The following is a 24586-nucleotide window of genomic DNA, read 5'->3' on the forward strand; positions in this document are numbered from 1 at the left end:
CAGTAGATCCCCTATTAAAAACTTGATGAAAGAAGTAAAAAGTGGAAGCCATGAAGTAGGTAGGAGCAAGTGGAAGAGCGATCAAAAATAAAAGTAAGAAAAATTTACTACTAACATGCCCTGTCCTAAGCTTCTCAAAAATCTTGTGAGCAATAGCCTTTTTACTTCGCTGTTCATATCAATTTCTCCTCTTAAGATAGACAATATATGTTTAAGTAAGAAAAAGTCTTTATATAGAATATTCTACCATTTGTGTTGAATACAACGGAAATAAAGCTAAAAGTATTCCACATAAATCTGTTTTGTTATATCAATCTATAATGGCATACTTTATTATAAATGTAATGTATTATATAATAAAAAATAAGTAAAAAAATCGTGACAAAAGTATAACGTACATGTGGCAAAGAAGCATAGACACATTAAAGAGGTGATGTATAAATGGCTTTGTTTCATAAAAGTAGGTTTTTTGAAACATGGTATGGGTCTTACGCAATTTTAGGTGCCATAGCTTCTGGACTAATACCTATTTTGCTTCCCCTTTGGACGCAGCAACACAGCAGTGCCGCAAATGTAGGAATTGTTATGTCATTATTTGGATTAGGACAATTAAGCGCTCCTATATGGGGAGAAATAGCTGATATGTTGAAACTAAATAGGATTTTATTTTTAATGGGATTGCTTGTGATAGGATTATCCATTTTAGGTATTACTTTTGTTCCTACACCGGTTATTTTAGGAGTTTTGAGTTTAATGGCAGGTTTAGGTTTTTCTTTGACGAATACGCTTGCTAATTTGTGGATTGTTGAACGTTTTTCATATACTGAAGTAAGCGAGAGAGTAGGTGCACTTCAAAGAACTTATGGAATAGGCCAAGTATTTGGTTTGGCAATAGCAAGCCTTCTTAGTGCTACTCACATAAAAATAGCTCTTGTAGTTACCGCTTTAATGGCATTTTCATCGGTATTATTTTATAAGATTATGCCCATAACAGCAGGAGGAGAGGTAATAAAGCCTTGCCGTCCCGCATTGGAGAAATTACATCCCAAAATCCAACCGTTTTTGGTATCGATAATCCAGGCATACCACTTACTGCATTTTAAAAATTTATTAGGACATTTGTCAAAAACCACCATGTCCATTATAATATTTAACATTTTGTGGTTTATTGTTGTTTCTGCTTCCTCTTTCTTTTTTTCCTTCTACCCAATTATAATGAAATACGTGTACAAAATAAATCCATCTGTTTCTTCCATAATTTTCTCTATGGCAGTTGGTCTCAGCATCTTTTTATATTCTTGGGCTGGCGACATCGCGGAGAAAAAGGGCAACAGAAAAATATTATTGTTAGGAATTTCTTTAAGAGCGATATCTGTTTTGGGTTTGACTGTTTTGGGTTATTTAGCGGTTACTGCAAAGACAGTTTTTGTAATATTATTCTTTACACTAATGATATTTTCATGGCCAATAATTTCTGTCACGGGGACAGCCTTAGCATCACAATCAAACCTTCCCAAGGGAGCTGCAATGGGGCTTTTTAGTGCGAATAATGCTTTAGCCTTGTCTGTTGGTTCGCTTATTGGAGGTATTATAGCCCATGTGGCAAGTTATAACTTTTTGCTTGCTTCCTCTGCAATTTTAATGTTTATAGGTTTGATTTTGGGTGCACTTTTGATAAAGGAAGAGTAAATATAAAGCGGAGGTAAATATGAGATGCGAATATGGGATATTTCACCTGGCTATCTCAATCGTGAGAGTCTCCTTGGGGAGCACCGCGAATTACATGGGATTGTATCTATTTACATAAATAACAAAAGGGGTTATGCATCTCATCCACAGACAAAGAGGTGGAAGGAATGTTTGCCTGCTTTATATATGCGCCACATTTTGCTTGTTGAAGAAATGAGGTTGAGAGGCTATAAACATGAATCACCCCTTCCTGTGTCTTTATTTAAAGAAGAAAATTTTACTATAGATTGGCCACCTTATTTAGATTCACCTGCTCGTCAGTTTGATATTTTAAAAGAAAAATATAAGCATAAAAAAGAAAAAGGACGCATTCCACTGCCAAAACATGCGCAGATGTTGTGGGCACAGCATAAATATTCTGTTTTAGCAAGAGATCCTAATCTTTATAGTATGCTTGGTAAACGGGCTGTTCAAGCTTTTGATGAAAATAGTTTTATCGAATTTGCAGAAATACTTACTAATTTATTAAGAACACCACCCACTATTGGAGGTGTACGGAACGCTCTAGAGCATATATGGGGCTATGTAAGTGAAATAGCTACAAGGGAAGAGAAAGAAAAAGCTTTTACAGGGGAAGAAATGCTCCTTGAAGTTATAGTAGATATACTTAAGCGATCACATAATGAATATCTTTTTCAGCAGACAGCATTAGTTGACATTGCAGCTTGGATGAGAATAAAGAAAGAGATATTTATGAACAAAAATAACCATGAAAAGGCATAGAAACTGTAGGATGAAAAAGGGATGCTTTGATTGGAAATTTTTTTTAAAACTAAGAAGGTTAAATGATGTTTTTTTATAGAATAAATATTTATAAAGAAGTTTAAAGAGGGGGAGCAAAATGGTAGAGAATTTTGATGGGTTTTTTATAACAGGGGAAGATGGGGAAGATATATATATTAATTTGTAGGAACCAGAAATTAGTTCCTATAGGTATTATTCAAGTTTTTCATGGAATGGCTGAACACGGGGGAAGATACCAAAATTTTGCACGATATATGAATGAAAAAGGATTTTACATGGATTGAAAAGAAAGTGTTAAATTATTCTTAGTAACACCATGTAAATTGGCATTATGATAATGCTTAATATTGTGGTATATGTAATCATACTTGTAGCAAATTCATAATCTGCTCCATATATTCTTGCTATTATTGAAGAATTTACAAGTACAGGCATTGCTGACATTATGACAAATACATCCCTCATAAGCTTTGGTACAGGGATGAATATGTTTAGAAAAAGCACAAGGGCAGGAGTTATTAGAAATCTCCCAATAAAAACCAGGACAGCATCTTTGTCAAGTTTAAATTTATCAAAGCCCATTTCATGAATGACTATGCCAATGTAGAATATTGATAAAGGAGTAGTGAGATTTCCAATCATTTTAAAGCTTTCAAAGAGGAATTTTGGAAGGGTAAGGTTTATAAGTACAAAAATTACTCCTATCATAAAACCTAAAAGAGGAGGATTGAAGATTCTCTTTACAATATCCCAATTTACTATATTTTTTTCTTTTTCATTTACATCCCGTATTACGCCATAGACGCCAAGAGTCCAAAGTATAGTTGTATTTGCCATGTAATATAAAAGGGCATAGGGCGTTGATATTTCTCCAAAAAGAGCTTGAGCCATAGGAAGACCAACAAAAATAGTGTTTGAAAGAGAAAATATAAGTATAAAAACGCCTTTTCTTCCTTTTTTTACTTTGAAAATGCTAGTAAATATGTAAGCGATCATATAGGACAAAAGAATAGATAAAAATGGAATCAAAAGTCCTCTTACTGAGTGCTCTAGTTGCTCTTTAGAAAAAGTTGTAGAAATGTTTACAATCATATTGAGAGGTAAAGATACATTAATTACAAGCTTTGCAAAAAGGTCTGCTGTTGAGCTGTCAAACCAGCCTACCTTAGATAAATAATATCCCAGTGCCAGTATAAATACAATTATTAAAACACCTTGAACTGATGAAAAAAAGACTTCCATTAAAAAGCCACCTCTTGTAAGAAAAAAAGATAAAGTTTACTTATTTAGAATAGCACAAAGGAGTGCAATTTTCAAATCAAACAAAGTCAGACAAAGGGGACGGTTCCTTCTGTCTGATTTTTTCGGACAAAGGGGACTGTCCCCTTTTGTCTGTTTTTATTAATAAAAATTTAATAGTTTGTAACCAATTTGTAATATCAGATATAGGAAATAATGATATAATGGGAATATGAGTAGAAACATTGAATGCTTGGATGAAAGATTAATAAGTTTTTAAAGTAATATTGGGGGGATAAGATGAGAGGAAGATATTTTTTAAATTTTGTAGTTGGAATAATAATTGGTGTATTGATAATCCAGGGATACATAAAATATAAAGCAAATGAAACAATGGCGAACAATGCTCAGAACATTGATTTGGCAAATCCAATTTCTCAAAAAGAAATTTTGAAACAATTAAAGGAAAGTTCATCTTTTGATATGTCACAAATACCCGTTTATGGTACTGATATTTATGGAGGAATATGGAGAGATTATGGAACTAATTCTACTTCATTTGATGATTGGAAATTACCTAAAGTGTGGCAAAAATATATTTATTCAGTTAACAACAACGCTTCCAATGATAAGATTTTATACATAACGCTTCAAGGAGTTGTTTTCTTATACTTTCCACCTGACGGTAGATATTGGCCGCCTGTGCCTATGTTTGGTGATATACCACCTGGTTCAGTAATAGTTGCACAGCATGTTCCTATAAAACCTGCTGTTGAATCAGGTATAATACCTGTATATCATGGGCAAGCATTTATAAAGGGTTATCCTTTGCCTGAAGAATGGAAAAGAGCATTAAAGTAAATTTTTATTTTAAAAAAGTTACTTTGTTAGAGATGTAGGTCTCATACTAATATTTATGAGAAACCAATTAGTTATATATTAGCAGCTAAAAACGTTTAATAAAATGAGAATAGCAAAAGCTACTGAATGGTTAAAGATTTTTTTGTGAGCGAAACAAAATAGTTTGTTTATATGTCTATATTTTTTAGAGATAAAAGTTTTTAAGGGGGTTTTGGCAGTGAGGAAAAAGTGGTTGGGAGTTGTAGCTAGTATTATTGTAATCTCATCGCTATTTTTTTAGGTAATTCTCCGTTGTCAATTAATAAAAAAGACATAAATAATAAAGGATATATTAAGGGAATAAATATTGCTTATGATAATAATTTCGAGTACTCTCCACGTTTAGAAGATTTGAGAGAATTTCGTCAACTTCCAATTAAGGACATTTTAAGCAAAGGAAATACAATAACATTTGTCCTTAAAACGGAAAATAAAGATTGGATAAGACCTATCTATTCTAAAAAGTGGGAAGACCCCTTATTTAAAGAAAGATTTTCTGATCCATCTATACTAGTAGAAGCAGCAATGCACAGATTGTTTGAACTCCCTGCAGGAGCTTCTTTAAGTTTTCCTCTCTATGCAAGTTTAGGGCTTGATGACTTTATAACCGAGACCGAGTTGCCTGAAAATTATATAGGTTTTTTAATCATAAACTCCAAGATTAAAAACATAAAAGCCTTAGATAAACAAGTAGCTATTATCGCTGAACCTGATAGAAGTGGATATCAGATAATTTGGATTAAGCGTTCTGAATTACCTGTGGATAATTTGTTGATCAGCCTGGTTACACCTGATGGTTATGAAATTGATTATCTTCCAATTTTAACAAAATAGAGAGACAATATTATTATTGTCTCTCCTAAAAACTAAGACTTTTTTTTGAGTATCATTCTAAAAAGCGGAAATCTACTTTATCACCACTATCACAAAAACCTGTACCTGTACCAAGAGCTTCACGGGCTCCTCCATACGATAGATCAATGGTACGACAATATCGTTGATATACACTATCGGATGGGCCCCAATCATTTTGACGACAGACTACAACTCGCCCATTAGAAGGATGGTAAACTCTGATCCAAACACTTCCTTTTTGGTAAAATAAATTTTTAAACTCGTTTTGTGTCCATCGTACTCGTGTGGCAACGGTTAAATCACATGTATGGAATATTTCACCAGTAATAGTCTGTTTGTTTAATGACTCACCTGCACCGTAATATGAATCTGCTTGGTTTCGGTATACAAAATCTGTTTCAATAATACCTCTCCCCGAAGGTACATAGAGAGAAGTTGGATTATAATTATAGTTATCGGCAACTTCTCTTCGAATATTATTCGCCCATAATAATGCAGTATACCATGGTTCAATTGAATCATTTGGTCCTACATCCATTATTAGTTCTTTAGTGGTATTATACCAACTAATATCAGGAATACTGCTTCTTTTTACATTTGGTACAATTATAACTGAATATGTGGGATAAGAAATTATTCCTGGTGTACAAAATTCAAACCAATATTTACTAGGATTACTAAACATAGAATTGAGTCGGTCAGTCACAATTTGCGCTCTCTGACAACCAGTATATGGGCCGCTACTAAAAAGCCTTGCAATCCATTGTGGACTGATGCTTTTACCTTTGATGTAAATATCACCATATGAACCATCAGCAGCACACGTATATGAAGCTTGATTTGCCATAAAAATTCTCCTTTTTAAATAATTTTTTTGTTTAGTCTTCATAGTTTTCAGTTCTTTAAGGTCATCTTTAGAAACGTTAAATATAAAGAACTATTGCTATTAAGCTGCTTTTGCTATTTTTTCGAGGGGCTAATCGGCTGATTTACCCTTCTACCTATTAAAGAGAGTTTTACATGCTAATTTACAACCCATCTAAAAAATCTTCTCCTAAAAATTTTTTCATTTTTTTCAATGCTCTTTTCTTTGTCTTATTTACTGCCTGCTGTGAAATATGGAGCTTTAAGGCTATTTTCTAAGCAAATTATTAAGATAAATTAATAAAAATTTAATAATTTGTAATCAATTTGTAATATCAGATGGACGAAATAATGGTATAATGAGGATAGAAATATTTTGAAAAGAAAATGTTTAAGGAGCTGAGTGCTGTTGAAAAAAAGTTTGATGTTGTTTATTAGTGTTATTTTAATGGTGTCATTTTTTACTATAATTGCTTTTGCAAATAGCACAATCAAATTAATCGTAAATGGTAGTGAGATTAAGCCGGATGTGCCACCGCAAATTATCAATGGAAGAACAATGGTACCTATTAAGTGGGTAGCTGAAGCTCTAGGGGCAGAAGTAGAATGGGATAAACAGAAGAAAATTGTTAAGGTCTCTTTTAACAAAAAAGTAGAAACAGATTTGATTAGTAATTATTTGAGGACAGCTGAAACTTCAAAACATTTTGTAGAAAATTTTACCCATGCTCTGCAAGAACGAAATGGAGCTGTGGCTCGTTTGTTTTTAAGTCCTGAAATTAGGGGGCAAATAAAACCCGAAATAATAGGTCCTTCTACACCGGTAACAAAAATAGAAATTAAAGAGGTTTCTTATGGTAATTATTATTGGGTATATAATGTTAAGGCATATTATGGTCCTTATGATAATAATTCAGCAACATTAGCTTTTGAAATAGACTTAACAGTAGAACCAGAAAGATATCCTGACGGTTCGGTGATTTCGAGTAGGTATTTTATTACCAAATTGGATTGGATTAAAGGTAAGACTGAATTTATACCTAATTAAAGAGATTAAGCAAATTCTTGCTTAATCTCTTATAGTTTAGACATTATGAAAAGCGCCACAAAACATATGCTCCTCCCCAAGGAGTGCTACCGTTGCAACCATATGGAATGCCGAGTTGAGTAGCTAAACCATCTGAAATATCAATGTCCGCACGATAAATTCCATAATTTCCGGTATTCCAATAAGGATCATTAGTTCGCCACGGTCCAACATCAAGTATTTGTGATTTTTTAAAAGTGCCTGTAGAAGAAGTGGGAATATATATACTTTTGTTACATAGTCCAGTTGAAGGTAAAGCAACAAATATACTATTTGGTGGCAAACCATTTGGTACACATGCTGTTTGTGCTCCATAAGAAAGTGTCCCATCACAGTTTGTATGAAATTCTATAGAACCATAAACATAGAAGTAAACTGCTATACGAATGGAAAGACTTTGAAGGCCGTCAATGTCACGTGCTATTATGTATCTGAAGGGATTGGTTCCATAAATGATTGTAAGAGGATTACACCATACTGTAGCTTGTCCATTCAAAGCTTGTGCTGACCCGATTTGATAGGGGTAATTTCCTTTTCCATCATCTGCATAAATGTTAACAATTTTATTATAGCTAGTATCAACGTTACCGTAAGCATCATATGCTGTTATAATTACTCGAAAAGACTTTTTTACTGTAACATTCCATTCTCTTTGAGGATCTGCATTATGATTTGGACCAGTGGATATTTTTAGTAAAGTTGCCATTCTTTATTTCCTCCCTAATTAAATTATTCTTCGAAGAACTAATCGGCTGATTTACCCTTCTACCTATTAAAGAGAGTTTTATATGCTAATTTACAACCCATCTAAAAAATCTTCTCCTAAAAATTTTTTCATTTTTTTCAATGCTCTTTTCTTTGTCTTATTTACTGCCTGCTGTGAAATATGGAGCTTTAAGGCTATTTTCTAAGCAAATTATTAAGATAAATTAATAAAAAATTAATAATTTGTAATCAATTTGTAATATCAGATGGACGAAATAATGGTATAATGAGGATAGAAATATTTTGAAAAGAAATATTATACAAGTGTAACTGGATGAATAAAAGATAGATTTAATTAGCAATTACTTAAAGAAAATTACAAGGGAGTGAATCAAGGTGAAAAAATTTTTTATGCCTATTTTTTTAATAGTAGCATTATTCCTAAATGGCTGTAATGTTAATAGTATAAAAACAAACAAAGAAAGTTTAGAAAGTATTGTACCTCCTGTGTCCCAAATGAAAGAAAACCCCAATGAAAGGAATATTAGTAAAATAAATGTAGACCAACTTGCTAAAAACAAGGAAGAAACCGCGACTATCGAAGGTGTGGATTATAAAGTTTCATATACACTTTTTGATTGTTCTAAATTATCACCTGGTTTTATAACTTATATTCCGGAAAATATGGAAACAAGTATTAATAATTTTGGAGATGGTTCTACAACTGTACGTATAGAAACTTCAAAAATAATAAACGGACAATTTCTTCATGACTATGACTATATTGAAATATCTTTTTTGCCGAGAAATGTAGATAAATCATATGCAATTGAAAAAGTAAAAGGTCTTGCAAACAAATATAAGCTTAAAGAAGAGCAAAAGATTTTTAATTGGGCGATATTTCAGAGGAATGGAGTTTATGGAGTTATAGCTTTAGGAGAGCATGACGGGAGATATTTCTATATTATTATTCATCCTACTCTTGAATCGTCAGACATGTTTAATCCAATAGCTAAAAATGTAATTAAGGAATTTATATGGGTAGATACAGGTACGAGATTATAAAAAATTACTCCCTCACATTTTAATTGTGAGGGAATTTTAGTTTAGGTGTCAGGTAGCAATGCAGACCAAGTTTGAGAACCAACAATTCCATCAGGTGTTAAGTTATGGTCTTTTTGAAACTTTATAACTGCGCTTTTCGTAATATCTCCAAAAATCCCATCTATATCAGTAAGTGTGAGATAACCATTGTAATATAGTGCATCCTGGCAAGTTGCTACATAAACATTTTGACTACCGTATTGAACTATTGGATAATATGGGGAACCTGGATCTCTTGCATCACCATGAATATGACTGCTATAATCTGGTTCAACGAAAGTCCAATAGGATAGAGCAATTTTATACATTTGCTCTAATGTTATATTTCCGTAATAAGGGACCATATCAAACGCTTTTCCTGCTATATGTTGAGAATATTTTGCTACTTGTCCAGGATATTTACTTGCTAAATCTTTATTGTGTTTAACAGAGCAATATGCGCGGGTGATACGTATAGGAGTTCCTATTGCTTTTCTATAGTTATTCCATTGATTTAGTGTTTTTGTATCTGTAAAAATATAAGTAGTATATAATTTATCAAAATCAGAGCTATAATCTGCCAATTCGTATACTGATAAATTTTCTGCTTTTGGCATTGGTTCTAATCCTTTTAGAGTATATCTTTCCCATTGAGCAGTATTTGTATTAAAAATGTTTACTGAGTAAATTGTATTTTTAAGATCGGTACTCATAAGATTCCATCCCCTTCTTATTATTTATTTTTTTAAAAGGGTTGATCGACCGATTTACCCTTCTACCTATTAAAGAGAGTTTTATATGCTAATTTACAACCCATCTAAGAAATCTTCTCCTAAAAATTTTCTCATTTTTTTCAATGCTCTTTTCTTTGTCTTATTTACTGCCTGCTGTGAAATATGAAGCTTTAAAGCTATTTCATTTTCTTTTTTTCCATATAAAATTGTTTCAATTATTATTTCTTTTTGCAAGGGAGTCAGTTTTTGTAGTGCATCTTCTATTGCAAGCTTGATTTCTATATTTTGAGCATTTTCACTATCACTGCTAATAATTTCTTCATCTTCAATGAGAATCTCTTTTTCCTTAATTTTCTTATATTTTTTAGAAAGCCTTATGTATTCATTTTTCATGCCTTTTGCGATGTATGAGATTAATTTTTCATCATTTATATTAAGCATAAGAATCACCCTTTAAGCTTAGTAATTGTTTTCAAAAGCCAAAGTAATAGATCCTCTTCGGCACCATCATATTCGAGCTTTTTCTTGTATTTATTGATTAGAGGTTCAAACTTATCTATAATTTCCAATAACTTTTTTCATCTTTTTCTTTTGGTTTTGTATTGGGAAGAGATTTGTTTTTCAATTTAATTACCTTCATATAAAAAATTACCTTCTATATATTAAGGAGCTATATTTATTACAAAAAACAACCCATGACAAGGGATTTCTTACAAATAAAGAGAAAATATCTAAAGTAGCTGAATAGTTGGTACTAACTAATATAGCAATATTTTCTAAAGAATTTATTAAGATAAATTAATAAAAATTTAATAATTTGTAACCAATTTGTAATATCAGAAGAACGAAAGAATGGTATAATGGGAATAGAAATATTTTGAAAAGAAAATGTTTAAGGAGTTGAGTTATCTTGAAAAAGTTTTTCGTCTTTTTGGTTGTGTTTGTTCTTTTTTTAGCTGGCTGCAATAATAATCTTAGTGATTATGAAAAAAACAATATTTCGGGTTCAGAAACTGTTTCAAAAATTAAAAGTGAGGAAGAGGGAGCAGCTTCTCATATTAATCCTAGTGTCCCTCAATTCATTTCTTATAACGGCAACAGTACAACTGCCTGGGTAAATCAGTTTATTTTTACTGACAATGGAGAAATAAAAGAACAATCTCCTTATGGGGATAGGACATATGTAAAACTTAATTATTTGAAAGACGGTGCGATAAAAACAGTAGATTTGACAGAACATGCTTTGCACTATAATTTATTTAACGGTGTGGAGTATATTACAGCTTCTTCAAAAGGCAAATACATCGTTGTGCAGTTTTCCTCAGATTTACCTATAAGTATTATTGTAGATACAAATACAAACAATAGTAGAATACTTTGGTATAATGAGGCAAAGCATGAGAGTATGATGGGTATTTCTTTTAAACCCAATAATGAAGATGAATTCGCTTTTTTGCCTTCTGCAGATATAAAAGGACCAGATGGGGCTCATACATTAAAATTCTATAATTTAAACAATAACTTAACAAAAACAATTGGAGAAATAAAAGAAGAGAAAATTTCTATGAGTAAAGCTTTAATAAAATGGGATGGGGATAAAATATTTGTCGTGATACCAGATGGGAAACATGTTTTTAGTTTTACAGTTAAATAAAAGTAAAGAAAGTTTAAAGGAAAATAGCTAAATTATATTATAATTAATTGAAATAGATAAAATTAGATACTATGACAAAAATCGTGTATGATATAGGTGTTGACTCAACATCATACAAAGAGGGTGTATTAATGAGAAATTTACTAAGATACAAGAAACTTCTAATATTTACTTTAATTTTTTTAATCGGTATGTTTGCTTTCTTTTCTTATGTGTATGTTATATATAATTCTCATAAGGAAGATTTAAAAGCTTCCTACGATCTTACAGTCAATTTTATTAATGATCTATTTCGAAATGATTATAATACTACATATGAATATCTGTCACAAAAATCTAAACAGCAACTTTCTAAACAACAATGGAAAAATGAAGTTTTTGAAATAAACAACATGTTTAAGTTATTAGAAATATTAGAACCAAAGAGTTATAATGATATACAATATAAAATAAATTTAACTCAAAAACCCAAAAATTTCTATATAGCAAATGCTATAGTATTAAGCAAAAATAATAACAATCAAAAAGTAACTCGTTTAATTAAAATAACATTAGTTCCTGAACAAAATCATATAGTTATTGATAATTTGCTTATAGAGACAGAAAGCAATCAATTAAAATGCTATATTCCTTGATATCACAATTAATGCTTTTGCGATAAATTATTCTCAATTTCTTTTAATATGTTTAATATTTCTGTTTTTATTTCCAAATCCTTCGAAACATAGTCCAAAATTTGTTTTTGTGTTTCTAAAGTATTTTTTAATCGCAGTTCATTTTGTTTTTGTGTTTCAACTATGGATTCATTAATTTTTTCATTATTTTTTCTATTTTGTTCCATGCGGGTTAAACTGATTATAAGTGCAGCTATTACAATTATTAACATTAAGAGAAGTATTAAAATTTCAAACATGTTAGATCATCCTTTCATGAAATTATTATAATAAGTATACCATATTATGTAATAAAAACATAGAGCTTTGATTTAAAGTCTATGCAGACTAATAAAAAAGATTAGAAACCTATTTAAAAGAGAGAGGAGAAGCAGAATGACATGGCAGAGAGATAAGATACAAGAAAATAAAAAAGTGGTTTACGGTAGTAAGATTAAGAGGAAGGAAAAACGTTCATGAAAGTAATGTTTGTTTTTGCTGACATGAGTTTAAATAAAATGGAAACATAGTTATGGAGCAAATGTATAAGTTCTTTAGATACTTTAAACTTTTGTCCATTATTTGGAGTTTTAAAGGAAATTATATCCAGATATATAAGCACCTGTTTTCAGAAGTAAGAAAACAGGTGCTTAATTTTTTGCTTTATTAATATCTGTGTTTTTATTTTTTTATGCTCCTATGGCATTTAATAATGCTGTAATTGCAGGTACGGCTACAGGAGAAGTCTCCAGAGCTACCAACATTGTTACTATCAATGCTGTAACTAAAGCTATAACTAACGCAATTTCAAAAGCTGATTTTAAACTATCAAAATTAACTGTTATACCATAGCCATAGATGATTTTTTTATATGGAAAATAACCTGCATAATTTCCATATCTTATTAGATCTCCGAAACTCCAAAAATTTATATCTACTAAGTTTATGTTTAGACCTTTCTTGTCGGCACTTAATGATATATTAGGCTTAACATCAAAAGAAAAAGTATGGTAATAGTAATTGTTAACTACATATGATAAACCTCTTGCTATAGCAGCAACCGCATCTGAGTCCAAACCAAAATCTTTTGACGAACCCTCTTTGATTAACTCGCCATAATGATAAAGACTTATGTCATTTTCATTCCAAATTCTTAATTGATATGGATCAAACCAAATACCATCAATATATCCTGTTTCTTCTATAGCTGTATCAAGGTTTGCATTGATCACATATGTTCTAGTAGTTACATCTTTTGTGGTGGGCAATCCATTTTTCACCTCACTTTTATTATTTTTTCGAAGGACTAATCGGCCGATTTACCCTTCTACCTATTAAAGAGAGTTTTATGTCCTAATTTACAACCCATCTAAAAAATCTTCTCCTAAAAGCTCTCTCATTTTTTTCAATGCTCTTTTCTTTGTCTTATTTACTGTCTAAGAGCTTTAGAGCTATTTCCTAAGCAAATTATTAAGATAGATTAATAAAAATTTAATAATTTGTAACTAATTTGTAATATCAGATGGACGTAATAATGATATAATGGTTGGTAGAAGAATTTGTGGGAGGTTTTTGGGAGAAATGAAGAAAGCTTTTGTAATCTTGTTAATTTTAACTTTATTTTTTAGCGGATGTCAGAATAGTGTTGGAAGTGTTAAAAACAATGATAATTTAGCCAAGTCCTATAACCAAAATGTAAGTAAAAATGTTACCACCAGTAATTCCCAAAATGAAAAGTGGAAATGGAGTTTCAAAGATAATAAGATTTCATCTTTGAAAGACTTGCAATTATATAAAAGTAATGATGGGGGTAAAACATGGACACAGGTTTATATTCCTATTTATAAAATTCCTGAGAGTGCTTATAGGGATGCTGAGAATATAGTACCTTATTTTATGGACAATAATGGGTGGATAGGATGGATTATTCCATCTACATTATATATGCTTAAAACGACAGATGGAGGTTTAAAATGGGATATATTAAAATCTGATATTGGCAAATGGGGAGAAAATATATCGGCTCTTCAATTTGTTACTTCTGAAAATGGCTGGATTTTGACAACGATGAATGGTGCAGGAATGCAGATAAACTATTTATTGAAAACTAGTGATGGAGGAAAAACGTGGGAAAATGTAAATATAACAGGAAAAAAGAATTATGATGGAATTTATAGTGCGGCAAATCGTTCAAATATGAAATTTTATGATAAAAATAATGGATGGATTAGTATTTCAAATAACGATGGCCCTGACCCCTTGCTCTTTAGAACAACAGATGGAGGGAAAAGCTGGTTACAGATAAAATTATCTATACCCGAGAGTTATAAAAATTGTTACCTGTCTTCTGCAAATGTACCTGTATTTACTGATAGTAAACAAGGGAAATTAATTTTAGAAATTTACAAACAAAATAAAGAAAATAAATATGAAGAATATATTTTAGTTTACCAGACAAAAGATGGAGGCAAAACGTGGAAGATATTAAGTGAAAAATAAGCGTTTTTTCTTTTTATAGATAAAATCTACTAAAGTGAAATAGTAACCATTTTTCAAATAAAAGGAATCGTCTTTGTCATTTGTTTATAATGGGATAAAATTTTAGAACAAGTAAATCAGAGAGGTTTTCTAAAAAATCCTTAGTATGTTAAAACTGCTATTTTGTTATTTTGCCTATATAATATTATTTAAAAATTTTTTGGAGGTTGATATTATATGAAATATATTAAAGTAGTGTTTTTTTTTGATTCTTTTTTTCGTATTTATTTTCATAGCATATGCTATTTATTTCAAACCAATAACAGTAAACGAATTATTAATTTCTAAAAATTTATCAACGCAACAATTTACTTTTCTTAATGTTTTTAATGATGACTCAAATATAGAGATCAAAGACGAGAATAAAATCAACAATTTGTTATCTTATATAAAGCAGCTTACAATTGAACCTTCTTTCAAAAAAAATATTCCACATATAAAAAATACATATTTAATGATTTTTGATAATCCAAATGATAGTATTTCTATAAGGATAGAAGTATTAAGTGAGAATTATATTGAAATTTGTTCAGATGTATCAAATAAAATTAGATGCAAAAAATATAGAGTTTTAAACAAACCAATTGATATTGAATACATTAGCGATTTATTAAAATAAAAACGGAAAAACTATGGCGGATGAAAACTCATAAACTTTTTCCACCATAGTTTTTTTATTATTTAAGGAGACATTATCCAACCATTACTTGTGTGGACCGCTGTTATATAATCTGAACTTGTATACTCTACGAATCTTATATTATAATCACCATAAAACTCTAAAAATGACATTTTTACCTTTATTAAATCATATTGAGGATGAGATTCCATCCAATTTACTAAATCTTGTAACTTCCAATGTCCTTCTTTTACAATATCTTCTGTAGTTTGGAGTCCAGAACCTAATTCACTAATTAATCCAGATATTGCTGAGACAACAGCCACTACAGTTGGTGCTCCAAAAGCAAAACTCAATATAGTGGATACTGCTCCTAAACTAGCTGTTAAGTTAGAAAAATTTTGTTCTTTAAATCCATCATTCCACATAGCATACTGTGCCTTCTGCATATCCCTAAGATTTTGTAAGCTAACAGTCAAAGTATCTACATATTCTTTTTTCCAATACATCAAATCACCTTCATATAAAAAATTACCTTCTATATATTAAGGAGCTATATTTATTACAAAAAACAACCCATGACAAGGAATTTCTTACAAGTAAAGAGAAAATATCTAAAGTAGCTGAATAGTTGGTACTAACTATTATAGTAATATTTTCTAAAGAATTTATTAAGATAAATTAATAAAAATTTAATAATTTGTAACCAATTTGTAATATCAGAAGAACGAAAGAATGGTATAATGGGAATAGAAATATTTTGAAAAGAAAATGTTAAAAGGAGTTGAGCTTTGTTGAAGAAAAGTTTGATGTTGTTTATTAGTGTTATTTTAATGGTGTCATTTTTTACTATAATTGCTTTTGCAAATAGCACAATCAAATTAATCGTAAATGGTAGTGAGATTAAACCGGATGTGCCACCGCAAATTATCAATGGAAGAACAATGGTGCCTATTAAGTGGGTAGCTGATGCCTTAGGGGCTAAAGTAGAATGGGATGGTAATAATAGAATTGTCAAGTTAACTTCGATCCTAGAAAAACCTCTTCTTTTTACCAGAATTGCTTTCTCAAAGGACTGGCAAAAGGCAACAAAGTCACCGTACCAGGAACTTCCGGAATTGCGTGATCTATATAACCAAAATTTCTATGTTATAACTGGCAACAGCGAAGGGAGTAAGGTCTTTGATACTCTAGGTGTAGATAAACTGGAACGTGTATCGTCAAATATTACTGTTCCTGAAGGTAGCATAGGTATTTTTACTGTGTATAGCTCTATCATTGGAATTACAGTAAAAGGACAAAACATAATAATCTATGTACAACCTCAAGATGCCGGCTATGATTTCGTTGCAATTGACCCAGTAGTTGCTGACCTTCCATATAAAGAAAGCGGATATAGTGAGAAAATCTTTACCTTCATTTTTACGGATACTAAAGGTAAAGAACTAACAAGGATTGTAAAAATGTGCCCTTAGGTTTTGCCAAAATGCACAGGGAGGTTTATATGTCTCCCTGGGCATTAGACTATTTAGTTGTTAACTAAGGTGCTGAAATGTTAACTGTCCCACTGCCCGGGAACCCCAAAGCTTTTGCAATACCACCATAGCTCAAATCAATTATGTTAGCAGGAGCTGTATCATTTACTCGGGCTATAATGCTTTTTCCACTGTATGTTACTTTAACCCAACAGTTACGTGGTAAATCAGAAAGTCCGGATGCAATGGTAAGGTCGCAAGTATGAAATATTTCCCCATTACTTGTATAAGGATTTAAGAGCTGTTCTCCCATACCATAATAAGTAGCAGTTACATTTTTACTTCCAACGTAACTTTGTGTAGGTACAATAAGTTGCCTGGAAGAGTTAACACGTTCATTTAGACAGTTTAAGTCACTACTTTGAAGTGCACCTCTAATATTTCTTGTCCAATTCAAAGCCAATGCGGCGGGATTCATGCCATATGTGGTTGCATCTGCAGTCGTAACAGTGCAAATGAGGTTTAAATTTGTATCATAAAGGTCTTCGTATATTGTATATGGATAATTTTTAAAAGTAACTTGGCCATCTCCTCTTCGCACATGTGCAGATGCAATCACATAGTTACTACTTATCCATGTTGGAGTGATAAAATCCAGATCTCTCTTGGTATCTGCGAAAATTGTATTGAGACGGTCAGCAGTTACCTCTGCTCTCTGTCCAGGATTATAGCCTCCAACAGACACCTTGAATCTAATTACTCCGTAATTGTTTACAGAGACAATGCCATCTCCATTTGTATCTACATACCACGTTGCTTGATTTGCCATTAAAACCTCTCCTCCTCAAACAATTTTTTATTTAGTCTTATAGCTTCGTGGCACAGATTAGCTATAAACCCAACCATAATTTTTACTTCTTTAAGGTCATTTTGAAAAGCGTTGAATATAAAAAATTATTACTATCAACCTGCTTTTATTATTTTCCGTAGGACTAATCGGTCGATTTACCCTTCTACCTATTAAAGAGAGTTTTATGTCCTAATTTACAACCCATCTAAAAAATTTTTCTTCTAAAAATTCTCTCTTTTTTTCAATGCTCCTTTCTTTGTTTTATTTACTGCCTAGGAGCTTTAGAGCTATTTTCTAAGCAAACTATTAAGGAGAATTAATAAAAAATTAATAATTTGTAACCAATTTGTAATATCAGATGGACGAAATAGTGTTATAATGGGGATATGAGTAGAAACATTGTATCTTAGGTGAAAGACTAAAAATTTTTTAAAGCGGTAATTAGGGGGATAAGATGAGAGGAAGATATTTTTTAATTTTTATACTTGGAATAATAATTGGTGTATTGATATCCCAGGGATTTATAAAATATACGGATAAGGAGAAAATGGCGAAAAATATTCAAAATATTGATTTGGTAAACCCAATTTCTCAAAAAGAAATTTTGAAACAATTAAAGGAAAGTCCATCTTTTGATATGTCTCAAATACCCGTGTATGGATCTGATTATTTTATTTAAAGAAAAGCCTTTGTTAGGAAAACAAAAATGTCTCAAAGGCTTGTACTATGAAAAATGCATTTACTAACTTTTAGTCTATTGGTTTTGAAAATGATGTTTGAATTGACTAGAGAGGTGAAAAAGTTGAAAGTTATAAAATTTATTAATAGGCTTGTAATTTTTTTGCTTAGTATTTCTATTATTTTGTTTCTGATAAAAAATTTTTTTATTGAAAAATATTCGTATTATTATTGGTGGGCAAGTAAAATATTATTGATATCTATCATATTATCAATTGTATTAATATTTTTAAGTAAATTTTATTATTTTTACCATAAAGATAAGGAGTGAATCAATTGCTGAGGTTTAATAAAACAACTGCTCCATTAGGAGCAGAAGTAATATTTCATGTATAATTATTTTATAATTGCCATCCTCCAGAAATAGAATGTATAGCAGTCGGTTCAAATTCATATGGTATTGCATATTGTTTTCCATTTAATGTTACATATTTAACACTCATTTTAAGTTTTATCAAATCATATTTTCCTGTTAATAATAGCTCTTTATAGTTTTCTAATTCTTCTATTGCTTTAGTTGCAATATTTTCAATATTATCTAAATCTAATGCATACACACTATTTGCTAAAGTTGCTATTCCTAATACTGTTGCTACAAATACATCTATACCTGGTATTAGTGTAAAAATTACAAACATTATACTTACGAGAGTAGCTTCAGATTCAATTTTATCATAAATGTTTCTAGCTTTTTTTAAATCTGCAATTAAAGAATTAACATCATTGAGATTTAAAATTTTTTCAAATGTATCCATAAAATCCACCTCATCTTAAATATTATTTTTTTTGAAGGACTAATCGGCCGATTTATCCTTCTACCTATTAAAGAGAGTTTTATATGCTAATTTACAACCCATCTAAGAAATCTTCTCCTAAAAATTCTCTCTTTTTTTAAAGGCTCTTTTCTTTGTCTTATTTACTGCCTGTTGTGAAATATGAAGCTTTAAAGCTATTTTCTATGCAAATAAATTAATAAAAATTTAATAATTTGTAACCAATTTGTAATATCAGATATAGGAAATAATGATATAATGGTTGGTAGAAGAATTTATGGGAGGTTTTGGTGAGAAATGAAGAAAGCTTTTGTAATCTTGTTAATTTTAACTTTGCTATTTGGCGGATGCCAGACTAAAAGAGAGGTTAATGAGAGTAATACATATCACAAACTACTTCCTAATTTTCAATATTTCCAAATGATGGATAAAAATAATGGATGGGCTATTGCGGAAGATATGGGAGAAAATAAAGCATTTATTACGATTGACGGAGGTAGTACATGGATTACTCAGTCAGTTTCTTATATAGGTGATATTCGTAGTTGGTTTTTTATGGATTCTAATCATGCTTGGATACTTTATTCTAACGAAATCCTTTATCCTAATGGGATGCTTTACCGGACAGAAAATAGAGGTAAAAACTGGTATGATGATAAAGTGCCTTTTGATATGGGTAAATTATTTTTTCTGAATTCTAATGGTACATATCAAGGCTGGTTCCTTAAGGAGGATGGTAACGCATCTGGAAATGTACCTGTAGATGTGTATAGATTAATAAACAATAAATGGGCACTAATTCACAAGGGGGAGTTGCCTAATAATACTTTGGCATCTTCCAATCCGCTTCCCTATGAGGGAGATAAAAAGAGTTTTATTTTTTTGCCGGATGCAAAGACTGGTTTTGTTGCGATAGAAAGGCAGGATCCAGGAAAGTCTAGTTTATATATGACAAGTGATGGAGGTTATACATGGTATAAGAAAAATATTCCTTTGCTTTCAAAATTGAGTGATAAACATATCTCCGTATATTCTCTTAAATTTGTTGATGGTGAAATAATTTGGCCAATATCTGGATTTGATCATGTGAAAAATAATTTTTCGATATTGTTTTTAGTGAGCAAAGATAATGGAAACAGTTGGGAAGAAAAGGCTTCCTTAATATATAGTAGTTCCCCTAGAGAAATTTATGTATTGGATAAAGAAAACTGGTATGTTTTATTTGAAAATCAATTACTTAAAACAAATAATGGAGGTCATACATGGAAAAAGATTAATGTTCCTCAAGGTACGTTTCAAATTCAATTTATAGATAATAAAACAGGATGGGCTTTAGCTTTAACATCAAAATGGACAAATATATTTTTCACTAAAGATGGTGGTTATAAGTGGGAAAAGAAGTTTTAATAATTTTAACGGATGCATTGGATAGTTCTTGGCTGCCAATTTTAACTTTATTTTTTGCTGAATGCCGGAGTAAAGTCACACAACAATATGTTTAAGTGTTCCAGAGTAGATCGATTTTGTAAAGGCAGGAGAGGAGAATGAAAAAATTTTTTCTAATACTATTACTCTTTTTGGTATTTTTGTTGGTATATGCTTTTTACCCTCGAAATGGAACTTTTAATAATCTAATTCTTTCGCATTATTCGGGGATATCTTTCAATAAAGTTATGATAATAAAATACCAAGATGCTGATTTTAAAGCAAAAAGGATAAAAAATCCTGATAAGATGAAAGAAATACTCCTCTATTTTAAAAATTTTGATTTAAAGGAAAGTAATAAAAGTAATTATCCAAACTACAATTACTGGGCAAATGGATATGCAATCCATTTTGAAGGTGAAAAAGACTACAAAATTTATGACTTAGTTATAGGTATTTCAAAGGATTATCCTTATGTTTTAGAAATATTTCCTGATATAACAGATAAACGATTGATTTTATATGTTAGCCATAATATGTATGAGATATTAAATGGGAAGGTAAATATCGAATATTTAGAGGAATTGTGGAAATTGGGAGAATAATAAAGCCTTAAAAGGTTAAATTATCAAAAAGCGGTTTACTTTACGGGAAAGTTTCCAAAGCAAACCGCTAATATTTTTTATGTGTTTAAAAATCAGACAAAAGGAACCGTCTCCTTTGTCTGATTTCCTATGTCTAGCTTTTTAGGTAGCCTACAATTATCTGGTTTAAGCGAGGGTATTCACCTATATCTTCTTCAGTTTGTACTAAAACTTCGTTATTCATTACTGCGATTACTTTTGCCCCCTTTATGTTCTCATTAAGACTAACTATTCTGTGTTTTTGTTTCGCTTCATCAATGGAATCTGTATATAGTATTTTTCCATCTTTTATTATGGCAAAGCTTGTGGCATATTCTTCTAATTCAAATATTTCATGAGAAGAAAGAAGTATAGTTCCTTTTTTATCATTGACGTATTGCTTTGTTATTTCTATAAGTTCAAACCTTACTGCCGGGTCAAGATGCTGTGTAGGTTCATCCAGTATTATTAATTTTGCATTTGTTGAAAAAGCTAATATCGCTAATATAAAGGTTTTTTGACCTCTTGAGAATTTTTGCATTTCTTCATTTAGATTAAAGCCATATTTAGAAAGGAAATTTTTAAAAAAGGTATCATTCCATAGAGGATATAGAGTTTTATACATTTTATAATAATCTCCTAATGTTAAATTATTAAAGACTTTTCTATGCTCTGTAACGAAAGCTATGTCTTTTTTTATAGAAGGGTGAAAAGGCTTTTCAAATATTAGTATTTCACCTGAATCCTTTTTTACTGCGTTCATTATGCATTTCAGTGTTGTAGTTTTCCCTGCACCATTTGGACCCACAAGTGCCATTATTTCGCCTTCCTGTACTTTAAAGCTGACACTTGAGAGTATTTGTTTTCCATCTATTTGTTTGCTTAAATTTTTTATTTCCAGTGCGTACATTAATTTTCACCGCCTTTTATAACATATGACCAATAGCCTAAATACAGGAGTATTAGTGAAAATATAAGAGCTAAAATCATATTTCCCTGACGTGTAAAACTAATTAGAGAGTATGGGTTAAAGCTAGCACTTTGTATGTTTGAACTCCCAATTGATCCAAATAGAACATCTAAAAATGTTATTAAAAAACTCCAAACCAAGGCATCTAATTCAAAACCTGAGAAAATCATTTGCAGGCCAAATATTGCGAATAAAAGTATTAATGACTCTGCGATAATTTTTAATTTGATTATGAAAGAACCTCCAATGAATAGAGCAGTTATTGAAGATGTGATTATAACTAAAAAAGTAAAGAAAATAATATTGTAAATAAATAGTTCCTTTCTTGAAAATGGCATAATATATAAAAGTTCTGCTTTTTGGTGTCTTATGTCATATACTATGAGACTGGAGGATAAAAAGAGCAATACAAGGGCTTTTAGCATTATCCCCGGTAAAATGAGTAAAAATGTCAAAAGTGCGATGCGCAATGTTTTTTCTTTTAATTCTTTCTGTATATATACATCCATTTTGGATATAAATTCATTCATTTTTCCATACCTCCTCAAAAATTAACATAGCAGTGTAGTAGTCTATTTGACTATTTTTGAGTTTTAATACACATTCTTTTATTATATCTATTACTTCTTTGTTTATATCAATATCTTTTTTTACAAAATATCCGATACCCTGTTCTGCTTCGAGGTAACCCTCATTTTTTAATTTTTCTAAAGCTTTTATAACAGTGTTTATATTTACGTCAAATATCACCTGTAAATCTCTTATAGATGGGAGTTGACTGCCTTTTTGAAGGTTACCTAATAAAATTTCTGATTTTATCATGTTTACTATTTGTAAATATGCAGGTATACCGCTGTGTTTATCAACTTTTCTTAGCATTTTTATCATCACTCTCTGATTAAATTTATAATGCCTGAATTTTTTATGTCGATAGGAGCGTTGTTTTTGTTTATAATTTTTAAAGAACCTCCTGTTGTATCTATATAAAATTTACCAGTTTCATCGAGAGCATTTAAGATTTCAAGTGTTCCGTTTAAAGAAGTGGCATTTATATTAAAATTATTAAATTTTGATTTTATATCAATATTTACACCAGTAGCGTCTAATATAATTTTATCAAAATCTAATTCTCCTTTTATGTTACTCCCTGTAGTATTGAGATTTAAATTTTTGCCTTTTAATTTGCCATTTAAGTCAAAACCTGTGCTATTTATGTTAATATTGTTTTCTATTTGTATGTTAGCATTTATTTTAGTTTTAGTAGAATTTATATTGAGGTTTTTTAATGACCCATTGCCTATTATTGTTAAAGAATTGCAGTCAATATTAAGCTTTTTTAATGTTTGAGTGCCAATTTGTATTACATAAGTATTATTGCCGGAAAAAGTGGCTTGTAAATGCATTATGTCTTTTTCTGTTTTTTGAATCAGATGTGATGGATATGCTAAGGTATTGTCATTTTCCACAAGTTCTAATTCTACATCTTGGGATGGTATTTTAATGTTTATAGTGCTTATACTTTCTATATTTACAGTACTGTCAGGTAATATCTTATCTTTTGAAATATTGTTATCAAAAAAACTTTCTTGCGGGACTTTTATGTGAAGTGCAGGCATGTTAATTTCTATATCATTATTTTTTGTGGATGTTTTTTCTTCAAATAAATAATTTTGTGGGACTTTTATGTGAATACCAGGCAAGTTTATTTCTATGCCATCAGTACCATCAGTACTTTTGGTATTACTATTTATAATGCTTAAGTTAGTCATGAAGAGGAATGGAGCTAGTAACAGGGCAGATATACTTAAAATTACAAATAATATTACGATTATTGCAATAATCGAAGATGCTTTCTTTATTTTAAATGGGAAAATACTTATTAGTAATATGAAAGACACAATAAAAAGCAATACTTTTAAAGAAACAAATGGAGAGATCCAGGCTAATAAGATGCTAACTACTGATGTGGTTACTCTTATAGTGGTACTTTCTTTAAAAGTTTTTACCATGGGCAAGTTTGAAGTTTTGCTTGAGAATAGGAAAATAAAACCGGTTACTAAAGCTATAAAAGTCACTAAAAATACAATAGTTTCGATTATATTTTGATTCATAAAATGACCTCCCAAACTTTTATACTGTTATATTATAATATAACAGTATAAAAGTATTTTGTCAAGGGGTATAGTTGATTTTTTAAAATATCTTCACAAGACGAAAAATTACAGAAGGATTTTAGAGATTTATGTAGAAATAATAAACTCAGGGAAGGCAAAAGCGGAATTTTACCACCTTGTTTAATAAAATTAGA

Annotated in this window: 28 protein-coding genes; 14 read left to right on the forward strand and 14 right to left on the reverse strand. The window is 30.5% G+C overall.

Annotated features, from left to right (window positions below; all coding sequences use genetic code 11):
• The first annotated feature begins 441 nt into the window (after nucleotides 1–441).
• The 3 genes from BUB32_RS01835 to BUB32_RS12650 all read left to right on the forward strand — a co-directional run bounded on the left by BUB32_RS01835 (nucleotide 442) and on the right by BUB32_RS12650 (nucleotide 2777).
• A complete protein-coding gene (locus BUB32_RS01835; protein ID WP_072966950.1) occupies nucleotides 442–1689 on the forward strand; it encodes an MFS transporter in 1248 nt (415 codons plus the stop codon).
• Nucleotides 1690–1713: 24 nt separating this feature from the next.
• Nucleotides 1714–2472: a DUF1722 domain-containing protein gene (locus BUB32_RS01840; RefSeq protein WP_072966952.1), complete on the forward strand. Its 759-nt coding sequence runs from the start codon at nucleotides 1714–1716 to the stop codon at nucleotides 2470–2472.
• Between the two features lie 158 nt (nucleotides 2473–2630).
• Complete coding sequence (locus tag BUB32_RS12650; RefSeq protein WP_234949213.1) at nucleotides 2631–2777, forward strand: serine aminopeptidase domain-containing protein; 147 nt, start codon at nucleotides 2631–2633, stop codon at nucleotides 2775–2777.
• A gap of 10 nt (nucleotides 2778–2787) precedes the next feature.
• Here the strand turns inward: BUB32_RS12650 and BUB32_RS01850 are convergent, their stop codons facing one another.
• A complete protein-coding gene (locus BUB32_RS01850) occupies nucleotides 2788–3735 on the reverse strand; it encodes an AEC family transporter (RefSeq protein ID WP_072966954.1) in 948 nt (315 codons plus the stop codon).
• Between the two features lie 297 nt (nucleotides 3736–4032).
• Here BUB32_RS01850 and BUB32_RS01855 point away from each other — a divergent pair, with 297 nt between their 5' ends.
• Both BUB32_RS01855 and BUB32_RS01860 read left to right on the forward strand, forming a co-directional pair.
• On the forward strand, nucleotides 4033–4593 hold the full coding sequence (locus BUB32_RS01855) for a hypothetical protein (RefSeq protein ID WP_072966956.1): 561 nt from the start codon (nucleotides 4033–4035) through the stop codon (nucleotides 4591–4593).
• A gap of 291 nt (nucleotides 4594–4884) precedes the next feature.
• Nucleotides 4885–5466 (forward strand): hypothetical protein, encoded by a 582-nt coding sequence (locus tag BUB32_RS01860; protein WP_072966958.1) that lies wholly within the window; start codon nucleotides 4885–4887, stop codon nucleotides 5464–5466.
• 52 nt (nucleotides 5467–5518) lie between these two features.
• On the opposite strand, the gene BUB32_RS01865 is transcribed toward BUB32_RS01860, so the two are convergent.
• Nucleotides 5519–6334, reverse strand: coding sequence for a septal ring lytic transglycosylase RlpA family protein (locus tag BUB32_RS01865; protein ID WP_072966960.1), 816 nt, complete (start codon nucleotides 6332–6334; stop codon nucleotides 5519–5521).
• Nucleotides 6335–6775: 441 nt separating this feature from the next.
• Between BUB32_RS01865 and BUB32_RS01870 the strand changes: the two genes are divergently transcribed.
• Nucleotides 6776–7399, forward strand: a complete 624-nt coding sequence (locus tag BUB32_RS01870) for a copper amine oxidase N-terminal domain-containing protein (RefSeq protein WP_072967416.1) — start codon at nucleotides 6776–6778, stop codon at nucleotides 7397–7399.
• Nucleotides 7400–7442: 43 nt separating this feature from the next.
• Here the strand turns inward: BUB32_RS01870 and BUB32_RS01875 are convergent, their stop codons facing one another.
• A complete protein-coding gene (locus tag BUB32_RS01875; RefSeq protein ID WP_072966962.1) occupies nucleotides 7443–8144 on the reverse strand; it encodes a hypothetical protein in 702 nt (233 codons plus the stop codon).
• A 395-nt stretch (nucleotides 8145–8539) separates the two neighbouring features.
• Between BUB32_RS01875 and BUB32_RS01880 the strand changes: the two genes are divergently transcribed.
• Entirely contained in the window at nucleotides 8540–9208 is a 669-nt protein-coding gene (locus BUB32_RS01880; protein ID WP_072966965.1) for a hypothetical protein, read from the forward strand.
• Nucleotides 9209–9249: 41 nt separating this feature from the next.
• On the opposite strand, the gene BUB32_RS01885 is transcribed toward BUB32_RS01880, so the two are convergent.
• A complete protein-coding gene (locus BUB32_RS01885; protein WP_072966967.1) occupies nucleotides 9250–9939 on the reverse strand; it encodes a peptidoglycan-binding protein in 690 nt (229 codons plus the stop codon).
• Between the two features lie 93 nt (nucleotides 9940–10032).
• Nucleotides 10033–10401: a sigma-70 family RNA polymerase sigma factor gene (locus BUB32_RS01890; protein ID WP_072966969.1), complete on the reverse strand. Its 369-nt coding sequence runs from the start codon at nucleotides 10399–10401 to the stop codon at nucleotides 10033–10035.
• Between the two features lie 469 nt (nucleotides 10402–10870).
• Between BUB32_RS01890 and BUB32_RS01900 the strand changes: the two genes are divergently transcribed.
• Together BUB32_RS01900 and BUB32_RS01905 are read left to right on the forward strand one after the other, a co-directional pair.
• The gene (locus BUB32_RS01900; RefSeq protein WP_072966972.1) at nucleotides 10871–11614 is read left to right on the forward strand and encodes a hypothetical protein; all 744 of its coding nucleotides are present in this window, start codon (nucleotides 10871–10873) and stop codon (nucleotides 11612–11614) included.
• A 131-nt stretch (nucleotides 11615–11745) separates the two neighbouring features.
• On the forward strand, nucleotides 11746–12249 hold the full coding sequence (locus BUB32_RS01905) for a hypothetical protein (RefSeq protein ID WP_072966975.1): 504 nt from the start codon (nucleotides 11746–11748) through the stop codon (nucleotides 12247–12249).
• Between the two features lie 8 nt (nucleotides 12250–12257).
• Here the strand turns inward: BUB32_RS01905 and BUB32_RS01910 are convergent, their stop codons facing one another.
• Nucleotides 12258–12527 (reverse strand): hypothetical protein, encoded by a 270-nt coding sequence (locus BUB32_RS01910; protein WP_072966978.1) that lies wholly within the window; start codon nucleotides 12525–12527, stop codon nucleotides 12258–12260.
• Between the two features lie 429 nt (nucleotides 12528–12956).
• A complete protein-coding gene (locus BUB32_RS01915) occupies nucleotides 12957–13535 on the reverse strand; it encodes a hypothetical protein (RefSeq protein WP_072966980.1) in 579 nt (192 codons plus the stop codon).
• A gap of 313 nt (nucleotides 13536–13848) precedes the next feature.
• On the opposite strand from BUB32_RS01915, the gene BUB32_RS01920 reads away from it, so the two are divergent.
• A complete protein-coding gene (locus BUB32_RS01920; RefSeq protein WP_200773839.1) occupies nucleotides 13849–14766 on the forward strand; it encodes a YCF48-related protein in 918 nt (305 codons plus the stop codon).
• Between the two features lie 720 nt (nucleotides 14767–15486).
• Here the strand turns inward: BUB32_RS01920 and BUB32_RS01930 are convergent.
• Nucleotides 15487–15933, reverse strand: a complete 447-nt coding sequence (locus BUB32_RS01930) for a hypothetical protein (protein ID WP_072966986.1) — start codon at nucleotides 15931–15933, stop codon at nucleotides 15487–15489.
• Nucleotides 15934–16218: 285 nt separating this feature from the next.
• Between BUB32_RS01930 and BUB32_RS13065 the strand changes: the two genes are divergently transcribed.
• A complete protein-coding gene (locus BUB32_RS13065) occupies nucleotides 16219–16899 on the forward strand; it encodes a copper amine oxidase N-terminal domain-containing protein (protein ID WP_234949215.1) in 681 nt (226 codons plus the stop codon).
• Nucleotides 16900–16963: 64 nt separating this feature from the next.
• Here BUB32_RS13065 and BUB32_RS01940 read toward each other — a convergent pair whose 3' ends face one another.
• Nucleotides 16964–17728 (reverse strand): septal ring lytic transglycosylase RlpA family protein, encoded by a 765-nt coding sequence (locus BUB32_RS01940; RefSeq protein ID WP_072966988.1) that lies wholly within the window; start codon nucleotides 17726–17728, stop codon nucleotides 16964–16966.
• 475 nt (nucleotides 17729–18203) lie between these two features.
• Here BUB32_RS01940 and BUB32_RS01945 point away from each other — a divergent pair, with 475 nt between their 5' ends.
• Nucleotides 18204–18428 (forward strand): hypothetical protein, encoded by a 225-nt coding sequence (locus tag BUB32_RS01945; RefSeq protein WP_234949216.1) that lies wholly within the window; start codon nucleotides 18204–18206, stop codon nucleotides 18426–18428.
• 400 nt (nucleotides 18429–18828) lie between these two features.
• Here BUB32_RS01945 and BUB32_RS01955 read toward each other — a convergent pair whose 3' ends face one another.
• Nucleotides 18829–19242 carry a hypothetical protein gene (locus BUB32_RS01955; RefSeq protein WP_072966992.1) on the reverse strand — a complete coding sequence of 138 codons (414 nt, stop codon included), beginning with the start codon at nucleotides 19240–19242 and terminating at the stop codon, nucleotides 18829–18831.
• Between the two features lie 315 nt (nucleotides 19243–19557).
• Here BUB32_RS01955 and BUB32_RS01960 point away from each other — a divergent pair, with 315 nt between their 5' ends.
• Nucleotides 19558–20667 (forward strand): sialidase family protein, encoded by a 1110-nt coding sequence (locus BUB32_RS01960; RefSeq protein ID WP_072966994.1) that lies wholly within the window; start codon nucleotides 19558–19560, stop codon nucleotides 20665–20667.
• Nucleotides 20668–20804: 137 nt separating this feature from the next.
• The gene (locus BUB32_RS01965; RefSeq protein ID WP_072966996.1) at nucleotides 20805–21290 is read left to right on the forward strand and encodes a hypothetical protein; all 486 of its coding nucleotides are present in this window, start codon (nucleotides 20805–20807) and stop codon (nucleotides 21288–21290) included.
• 133 nt (nucleotides 21291–21423) lie between these two features.
• On the opposite strand, the gene BUB32_RS01970 is transcribed toward BUB32_RS01965, so the two are convergent.
• The 4 genes from BUB32_RS01970 to BUB32_RS01985 are packed head-to-tail and all read right to left on the reverse strand — an operon-like array spanning nucleotide 21424 to nucleotide 24389.
• The gene (locus tag BUB32_RS01970) at nucleotides 21424–22218 is read right to left on the reverse strand and encodes an ABC transporter ATP-binding protein (RefSeq protein WP_072966998.1); all 795 of its coding nucleotides are present in this window, start codon (nucleotides 22216–22218) and stop codon (nucleotides 21424–21426) included.
• Nucleotides 22218–22808: a hypothetical protein gene (locus tag BUB32_RS01975; protein ID WP_072967000.1), complete on the reverse strand. Its 591-nt coding sequence runs from the start codon at nucleotides 22806–22808 to the stop codon at nucleotides 22218–22220. Before BUB32_RS01975 ends, BUB32_RS01970 begins: the two co-directional genes overlap by 1 nt.
• Nucleotides 22801–23157 carry a GntR family transcriptional regulator gene (locus BUB32_RS01980; RefSeq protein WP_072967418.1) on the reverse strand — a complete coding sequence of 119 codons (357 nt, stop codon included), beginning with the start codon at nucleotides 23155–23157 and terminating at the stop codon, nucleotides 22801–22803. The genes BUB32_RS01975 and BUB32_RS01980 overlap by 8 nt, the downstream gene beginning before the upstream one ends.
• 8 nt (nucleotides 23158–23165) lie before the next feature.
• Complete coding sequence (locus tag BUB32_RS01985; protein WP_072967002.1) at nucleotides 23166–24389, reverse strand: hypothetical protein; 1224 nt, start codon at nucleotides 24387–24389, stop codon at nucleotides 23166–23168.
• Between the last annotated feature and the right edge of the window lie 197 nt (nucleotides 24390–24586).

Origin of the sequence: Thermoanaerobacter uzonensis DSM 18761, from assembly GCF_900129115.1 — a bacterium.
Classification (GTDB): domain Bacteria; phylum Bacillota; class Thermoanaerobacteria; order Thermoanaerobacterales; family Thermoanaerobacteraceae; genus Thermoanaerobacter; species Thermoanaerobacter uzonensis.